The following is a 7,691-nucleotide window of genomic DNA, read 5'->3' as shown; positions in this document are numbered from 1 at the left end:
TGGGGACGCAGCATCGGTACCGGCAATCCGGGCATTACCTTTTTCAACCGAGGTGGCGCGCCGCTGTCGTTCGATCCCCTATCACGCTTCGACCGCTCCATGAATGGCCACTTGCTGTTGTTCGGCCCGACTGGCGCCGGCAAGTCGGCCACCCTGGTTTCGATCCTGATGCAGGTCATGGCGGTGTATCGGCCGCGGCTATTTATCGTCGAGGCCGGCAACTCCTTTGGCCTGCAGGGCGACTACTTCGCCACACTCGGCTTGACCGTCAATAAGGTCCAACTCAAACCGGGCAGCGGCTTGAGCCTGGCCCCTTTCGCCGATGCCCGCCGACTGATCGAACGCCCCGACCAGGTCGCCAGCCTGTCGACCGAGGACCTGGATGAAGAAGCTTCGGACAGCGACGAGCAACGCGATGTGCTGGGCGAGCTGGAGATCACCGCCCGCCTGATGATCACCGGCGGCGAAGCCAAGGAAGAAGCGCGCCTTACCCGGGCAGACCGCAGTCTGATTCGCGAGTGCATCCTTGACGCCGCCAGGCACTGTGCGGCCAGCGACCAGCAGGTCATGACACGTCATGTCCGAGATGCGCTTCGCACGGTGGCCAGCGACGCCCATCTGCCCGACAAGCGTCGTGAGCGTGCCCAGGAAATGGCCGAGTCCATCGACCTGTTCTGCCAGGGCTTCGAGGGTGCGCTGTTTGACCGACCAGGCCCCCCCTGGCCGGAAAGCGATGTCACGATCGTCGACCTCGCCACCTATGCCCGCGAGGGCTATGAAGCACAGATGTCGATCAGCTACATCAGCCTGATGAACACGGTGAATAACCTCGCCGAACGCGACCAGTACCTCGGTCGTCCGATCATCATGGTCACCGACGAAGGCCACATCATCACCAAGAACCCGCTGTTGGCACCGTTCGTGGTCAAAGGCACCAAGATGTGGCGCAAGCTCGGCGCCTGGTTCTGGTTAGCAACGCAGAACCTGGCTGACTTCCCTGACGCGGCGCAGACCATGCTCAACATGATCGAGTGGTGGATCTGCCTGAACATGCCACCGGCGGAAATCGAAGAGATCGCTCGGTTCAAGAAGCTGACGCCAGCACAAAAGACCCTGCTGCTGTCGGCGAGCAAGGCCTCGGGCAAGTACACCGAGGGCGTGGTCTTGTCGAAGCAGCTGGAGACGCTGTTTCGCGCAGTCCCGCCGAGCCTCTACCTCGCCCTGGCCATGACCGAGCCCGAGGAAAAAGCCCAGCGCTGGCGGTTGATGGAAGCGCACCAGCTGTCCGAGCTGGAGGCTGCGCTGCAGATTGCGGCGGACATCGATCGCTTGCGCGGCATGTCCTGAACCTCGGAACACACGATGTTCTAAGCCTGCTGATCAATAAAAATCGACAGGAGCACATTTGTACTCCATTAGTGATTTAGGACAGATTGCAGTCCTGATCCTGCCGGCTGAAGAAACCGAAGGCACCAGTCTCGGTTTGTCCGTCCCCCTCCTCAGCCTGATCCGCGATGCTGCAACTCGGCGCATGGATGCACACCGTTGCCCCCTGCCGAGCGCTGCCGATGAACTTGACCGCCCCATGCCGAACGCCACAGCCGAGCAAACCTGGCCGAGCTCGCGCCTTCCTCGCGATCGCGTCGCTCATGGCTGCCGAGCAGTGCCTGGCGCTGACCACCCCCGCCATCATTGCCTCTGTCGCGTCGCTGCAGTGCCTGGAGTACCGCATCGTCGGGATCTGCTATTGGCTACTGTGTACGCCCTTCGGCTGCACGGTGCGAACCTCGCCCAAGGTCCGTCACTTCATTCCCGAGCTGGTGGTGTCGAGCTATTCCGACACCGGCAGTAACCCGTGGGGCGAGATGTCTGCTTTGTCGGCGCCGACCACCCTGTCGCAAGGCGGCGGCAACCTCATCACGCCCTCGCCGCAGCGCAACAACCTGCCGCGCTTCAAGAATGTCGACGGCATCGGACATCCTGGCGGCGCTGCACTGACTACCGTGGCACACAGCTTCGGCTATGCATGTCCAAGCGGGGCGGTGCCACTTGCGCCCTACTACCTCAGTACGCTCGATCCACTGGCCTGGCGCCACGCCATCCCCGAGTCCGTCTATCCGCAAGCGCTTATTCCGGGCATGCGTGAGATCGGTAGCCAAGCCCTCGGCAACATGTGGGGCAGCATTTACCCACGACAGGGTTTCCTGGTACAGCCCGACGACTTCAAGGCTGCCGCAGTGATGGCGCAGCGCGCCAGCGACTTCATCACCCGCGTTGGTCAGCCGCATGTGTATCTGCCGCTGCAGCCGATGCCATCGCCCGGCTATTGGCCGCCGCTGCCGGTGATGGAGAACAACATCAACAACCACCGTTGGCAGTTGCTCGCACCGATGATGCAGAGCACCTGCGCCATCTTCCCGAGCGCCACCGTCCAGAGTGCCGAGGGCGCCTACGCCTGGTCGTTGTGGCGGCCGTATCGCTGCTGCCAACGCATGGGGCAGACCTTCCTGTTCAGCATCGACTTTGATGGAGGCCAGTGATGAACACCCTCTCGTTCGGGTTGGTATGTCTCTTCGTATGCGCCGCCGGCCACGCCGCCGAGAATGGCTACCACCTGGGCGACCAAGCCCAAGTGTTGGACGACCGGGTGATGTACACCATCGGTGGCGGATCGGCGGCGGGCGCGCCCTCCTCGCTCTACCGCCCCAGCGGACTCGGCGTCGGCCTGTCCTGGCGCGCGAACATGATGTGCGGAAACATGAACCTCTCCAACACCCTGCAGAACCAGCTCAACGGTGCCACCCAGGGCTTCCAGCAGATCATGGGCAACGTCATCCAGAACGCCACCCAGGCGGTGATGTCGCTGCCGGCAATGATCATCCAGCGCGCCAACCCCGGGCTGTATGAACTGCTGAGCAACGGCGTACTGCAGGGACGCATCGACTTCGACCGCTCCAAACTCACCTGCCAGGCGATGGCGGCGAAGATGGCTGACAAGGTGGATCAGGCCGGTTGGGGAGCACTGGCGCAGAACCAGGAAATGCAGCACAACCTGGAGCAGTCCGACGGTGATGCCGTGAGTGCGGTGAAAGACACCGAATCCAACAACGGCAACAAGGGTGTCAGCTGGATTGGCGGGCAGAAAGCTGGCGGCCATGGCCAGGCGCCGATCCGGGTGACCGCGGACGTGGTTAAGGCGGGTTACAACCTTCTGCACAACCGTTCGGTCGAGGACACCTCGGCGGTCGGTTCAGGTTGTCAGAATGGCGCGATTTGCCAGGCTTGGTCGAGCCCCGACGAGGCAGCTGAGTGGGCCACTCGTGTGCTCGGCGAATCCGAGGTGGAGACCTGCGATGACTGCGAGGCGCTGCGCGTGAGCGCGGGTGCAGGGCTCACACCATTGATCCAGGAAACCTACACGCAGCACCTCGAGGGCTTGCAACGCATGTTGTCGGGCGCAGAAGAGCCCACCCCAGAAAACCTCGCCAAAGTCTCCAGCCCCTTGCTGCAGGTCTCGCGTGGCGTCATCGAGGGCCTACGCGATGACCCCGACCAGAACCTGCTGGCCCAACGTTTGGCCAGCGAGACCGCGTTGTCGAGCGCGATCTACAAAGCGATGCTGCTGCAGCGCACATTGCTCGCCGGTAGCCGAGAGCCCAATGTGGCGTCGGCGCAGCCCGCCACCACTGCCCTCAACGGCAATGTCGAAACCTTGGAGCGCGAGATCCGCCTGCTGCAAACGGAATTGCAGGTTCGCCAAGCCCTGGCCACCAACACCGCCAGCCTGGTCCTCGATCGCCACGCCGGCGGCGCCGATGCCTCACGCAATATCGACCAGCGCGATCCACGCCCAGACCGCCTGCAGCGAGCGGATCAGGGAAGGAGCACGCCATGATGCCGTTTTCTGTGAAAAGCTCGGTCGTTCGGGGCTTGCTGATCCTCGCCGTCATGATGGTCATGTTGCTGGTTGCCTCGATGGCGCTGCAATTGAGCGGGCCCCAGTTGGAATGGATCAAGAAGGCACGGGGGAGTACGCCGTTTCTCGCCTACTGGCGAGCCCTACTGTACACCCTGATTTTCGCCGGCTGGACCGCAGCACTCCGCTTGCGGCCAAGCTCGGAAGACCAGCAACGGTTATTACGCCTGGGCCTGATCGGTTTCGGTGCGATCGTCCTGGTCGAACTGTCGCGCTTGTGAGGTGCAGCCATGAACATGAGCACCAACAGCTACCTCGAATACTACCTGTCGCTGCTGGCGTGGATCATCAACAACGGCATCTGGAACACGCTGGCAGACACCGGGCTGTTCGCTGCGCCGTTTGGGGCGATCATCCTGCAGGAGTGGTTATCCGCCCGCCAACAGGGGGCCGACGAGGGCAACAAAGGCTTGCTGTCGATCCCCCGCGTCGAGAACCGACTGTGGATGAGCTACGTCGTCATCCTGTTTGGCTGCATGCCGTTTTTCCCGCTCAACCTGTCCTCCGTAACCTTCGACGGTGCGGCGAGCCAGCGCTGTGGTGTTTCCATGGCCAAGCCCGCCGACACGGCCTGGGGAACAACCTTCAACACGATCGGCGAGAAATCGGCGAATGTGCCGGTGTGGTGGTACCTGGTGCATGCCATGAGCAAGGGCATTACCGCCGCCGCCACAGCGTCGATTCCCTGCGCACCCGACATCCGCGCGATGCGGATGGAGATCGACAGTTCCCGGATCAACGACCAGGTGCTGCTGCAGGAAGTCGCCGATTTCACCCGCGACTGCTACGGCTTTTCACGCTCGAGGCTGTTTACCAACCGCCCTGAGCTGGACGAATCGCAGAGCTACGATGCGTCCTGGATTGGCTCGACATACCTGCTCAACACGCCTGGCTATTACGACACGGATCGCTCGCGCACGCCCCGGGTTGATTGGCCGTATGACGAGACGCGGGACACCTCCCTCCCTCGGTTGGACAATGGTGCGGGCTACCCGACCTGCAAGCAATGGTGGAGCGATGCCACAGTCGGGTTGCGCGATCGTCTGGTCGCCGAGGTCGATCCCAATCTGCTCACGCAGTTGCGCGGCTGGCTGACCGGGCGGAGCTCCACCGAAATCGAAGATGCCACCCTGCGTGAACTGGTTAGCCCGCACCAGCAGTCATTGAGCATGGCGCCTGGTCAGGTATTCCAGGACTACGGCAGCAGTGCTCGCGGCGGCTCATTGACCCAGGGGCTCAACAATCTCGCCACCAACACCGGCCTGGCTCTGGGCTCGTTCAGCAACTTCCCTGCGATGAATGCGCTACGCGCTGCACTGCCAATGGTGCAGGCCTTCCTGATCATGGGCACGATCATCAGCTTGCCGTTGGTGCTGCTGATCAGTACCTATCAGCTCAAAGCACTCATGACGGTCACCTTCGCGCTGTTCACGCTGCACATGTTGACGTTCTGGTGGGAGCTGGCCCGCTGGATCGACTCGAGCATGCTGGACACGCTGTACCACCAGGTCTCTGCCACGGACCAGGCGCTAATGTCATTGCCAACGGCAGGATTCATGGATGGGACGGTCACCGCACAGGTGATCGAGTACGTTATGGGCGCAATGTTTTTGGTGCTGCCGATGTTCTTTCTGGGAGTTATGAGTTGGGCGGGATACAACGTTGGCAGCAGCGTTCAGAGCCTTCTTACTCAAGGTGCAGAGAGTGCCAAACTCCAAGCTGGGAAGGGAACATCACAAGTTGTTGGAGGCGTACAAAAGCTCAAGTAATCAGTTAACGAAGTGATCCGTGTTCGTCGTACATTTCTGGATACTTGAAACGATGCTGAGGATGGCTAACCTCGAATACATCGGGCTCATCATCATTCGCTTCAATAGGCAGCGCGGCAAACGCCCATAGGGCTACAATTCCGACCGCCAGGAAGAACGCAACTGATGCGACAGCAAGCAAAAGAACTACCTTGACAATTTGCATTCCGAGCCGGCGATACCCAAACGGAACGCTCGCCAACATCGGTGAATGCAGCACTCTGGCTTCCAGCTGATTCACCAATCGACCCGCGCGAGTTGCGGTACGAATCAAATACTTGCCGAAAGAAGTACGGCTGAGGTTTGAAGACGCTGGAGTCGCCATTTTCCTACCTCCATTTACTTCACCGCACGTGCGGTCAAACCGCTTTTAACAATTTGGATCCAAGCCTTAGCTTACTCCTCTCCTGCGGATTTCCATGACCGTTGATCACCTGGTTTACGCTGCTGATCGCCAGTGGCACTGCATGGATTGATGCAGTGCATTCTTCTGAAAATCACCATTGACGTTATGCCGACCCGCTTGATAAACCGGACAGGCAAGCGCTGGAAAACCAGCACCCCAGGTGGCCACAACCTTCAAGGCCACATCACTCCCGTGATGGTTGTCCCAAGGGCGATTAGCGTTCGGCGGCTCGCCCGGTTACCGCTCCCGCGGTGATGAGCGCTCTTTCACATCTGCCTCACGGAGCCCTGCTCCGTTGAAGCTCCATTTCCATTTCCGTGCTGGGAATTCTTCCCGCATGGGTGGTATTCCTCCGCACTACCTGGAGGAACTCACCATGTTGCGCTTCACAGGAACTGAACTTCATGCTGTTTTGACTGAAGCGGCCGTCATCGGCTGCCGAGTCATCCTGGTCAAAGACCACGGTGTCTACCTCATGTCCGAGTTCGGCGAAAGCAAACCCGACGGAGGTAGCCGCAAACACATTGCCTACGCCATGGGTTGCAACCCTGACGTCGACGACTTTGACGCCTGGTGGAATCGCGCACGCAGTGAATTCGGCGGCGACGATTTTGCCGAGTACTTCGACCTTGATGATCCCGTTCTGGAAAGCCTACGCGGCACCAGCGGGTCGCTCGTAATCGAGGCCACATCCACCCACTTGTACATTGCTGCAGAGATTGCCCCCTCCGGGAGGTCCTGAACGCTCTCGCAACACCCACGATGTCCCAGGAAAGCACGAGCCTGTGTTTCTCTGGGATATCGCTCATTTCAATCTCTACGCCAACAACAGCGAGCCATTCATCTGGAATTTTGGGATGGAAAGCCTTCGCTGGAAGCGGCTGGAAACTCGACCTGCTCGGTGCCCTAGGTTGGGCATTGACCCCACGGGCAAGCGCGTTTTAATTCTTAGGCACGCCCAGTTCACAGTGTGAGTTGTGGCGATGGGACTTCCCCCGAGTTGTTCGTGAAGCCATCGCAGGATCAGCTCCCGGGAGGCACCAGTGTCCAGGAAGAACCGCTCCTTACCTGCCGTTGTCCTGAGCCCAGGCGTATGGCAATTCATCGCTGAGGTGGGTACGGCTACTGACGCAGTCGAGCAATCAGGGCTGCGCTTGCAAGCCGTCTTGGGAATCGCCTTGGTTTCAGTAAGTGGTCGCCGTCTGCGCCAGTCGCTTGAGTTACCACTTGGTCAAGCTTCCAAGAACGACTCACGCTCATCGACGGCTGCCACTCAGCTACTGGTAACTCACATCACGCCAAAGACCGGCCCTGTTTTCCTGCACATCAGATTGCCACATGAGATCGGTGTGGACATCTCATCGACCTGAACACCCACCCTACCCCTGTCCACTTACCCCACCGGGAACCCTTCCCGGCCGGGCAGCGTTCCCCTTCTTTGACTGGAGAACGTCATGTCCGATATCTACCTGGACGTCACCAACAAGATTGTCAGTGCCCT

Annotated in this window: 7 protein-coding genes; 6 read left to right on the top strand and 1 reads right to left on the bottom strand. The window is 60.3% G+C overall.

Going from position 1 to position 7,691, the window contains the following annotated elements:
* The 5 genes from E8E78_RS17765 to E8E78_RS17745 form a co-directional block, all read left to right on the top strand.
* Nucleotides 1-1,347 (top strand): conjugative transfer ATPase (locus E8E78_RS17765; protein ID WP_280337125.1); only part of this gene is annotated, 1,347 nt, incomplete at its 5' end.
* Between the two features lie 221 nt (nucleotides 1,348-1,568).
* The gene (locus tag E8E78_RS17760; protein WP_280337124.1) at nucleotides 1,569-2,540 is read left to right on the top strand and encodes a TIGR03756 family integrating conjugative element protein; all 972 of its coding nucleotides are present in this window, start codon (nucleotides 1,569-1,571) and stop codon (nucleotides 2,538-2,540) included.
* A complete protein-coding gene (locus tag E8E78_RS17755; RefSeq protein ID WP_280337123.1) occupies nucleotides 2,540-3,895 on the top strand; it encodes an integrating conjugative element protein in 1,356 nt (451 codons plus the stop codon). The genes E8E78_RS17760 and E8E78_RS17755 overlap by 1 nt, the downstream gene beginning before the upstream one ends.
* Nucleotides 3,892-4,197, top strand: a complete 306-nt coding sequence (locus E8E78_RS17750; RefSeq protein ID WP_280337122.1) for a hypothetical protein — start codon at nucleotides 3,892-3,894, stop codon at nucleotides 4,195-4,197. The genes E8E78_RS17755 and E8E78_RS17750 overlap by 4 nt, the downstream gene beginning before the upstream one ends.
* A gap of 9 nt (nucleotides 4,198-4,206) precedes the next feature.
* Entirely contained in the window at nucleotides 4,207-5,745 is a 1,539-nt protein-coding gene (locus E8E78_RS17745) for a conjugal transfer protein TraG N-terminal domain-containing protein (RefSeq protein ID WP_280313305.1), read from the top strand.
* Nucleotides 5,746-5,749: 4 nt separating this feature from the next.
* Here the strand turns inward: E8E78_RS17745 and E8E78_RS17740 are convergent, their stop codons facing one another.
* Nucleotides 5,750-6,109 (bottom strand): hypothetical protein, encoded by a 360-nt coding sequence (locus tag E8E78_RS17740; protein WP_280313303.1) that lies wholly within the window; start codon nucleotides 6,107-6,109, stop codon nucleotides 5,750-5,752.
* Nucleotides 6,110-6,566: 457 nt separating this feature from the next.
* Here E8E78_RS17740 and E8E78_RS17735 point away from each other — a divergent pair, with 457 nt between their 5' ends.
* Nucleotides 6,567-6,932 carry a DUF3085 domain-containing protein gene (locus E8E78_RS17735; protein ID WP_280313294.1) on the top strand — a complete coding sequence of 122 codons (366 nt, stop codon included), beginning with the start codon at nucleotides 6,567-6,569 and terminating at the stop codon, nucleotides 6,930-6,932.
* The last annotated feature ends 759 nt before the right edge of the window (nucleotides 6,933-7,691 follow it).

It is taken from the genome of Pseudomonas sp. BN505, from assembly GCF_029873175.1.
In the GTDB taxonomy this organism is placed as follows: Bacteria; Pseudomonadota; Gammaproteobacteria; order Pseudomonadales; family Pseudomonadaceae; genus Aquipseudomonas; species Aquipseudomonas putida.
This window is presented reverse-complemented; position numbering and strand designations above follow the sequence as displayed.

What these genes read in the sequence shown, in the direction of transcription:
- E8E78_RS17760 (WP_280337124.1), top strand. Translation starts at nt 1,569, where the DNA reads ATGAACTTGACCGCCCCATGCCGAACGCCACAGCCGAGCAAACCTGGC.
- E8E78_RS17755 (WP_280337123.1), top strand. Translation starts at nt 2,540, where the DNA reads ATGAACACCCTCTCGTTCGGGTTGGTATGTCTCTTCGTATGCGCCGCC.
- E8E78_RS17750 (WP_280337122.1), top strand. Translation starts at nt 3,892, where the DNA reads ATGATGCCGTTTTCTGTGAAAAGCTCGGTCGTTCGGGGCTTGCTGATC.
- E8E78_RS17745 (WP_280313305.1), top strand. Translation starts at nt 4,207, where the DNA reads ATGAACATGAGCACCAACAGCTACCTCGAATACTACCTGTCGCTGCTG.
- E8E78_RS17740 (WP_280313303.1), bottom strand. Translation starts at nt 6,109, where the DNA reads ATGGCGACTCCAGCGTCTTCAAACCTCAGCCGTACTTCTTTCGGCAAG.
- E8E78_RS17735 (WP_280313294.1), top strand. Translation starts at nt 6,567, where the DNA reads ATGTTGCGCTTCACAGGAACTGAACTTCATGCTGTTTTGACTGAAGCG.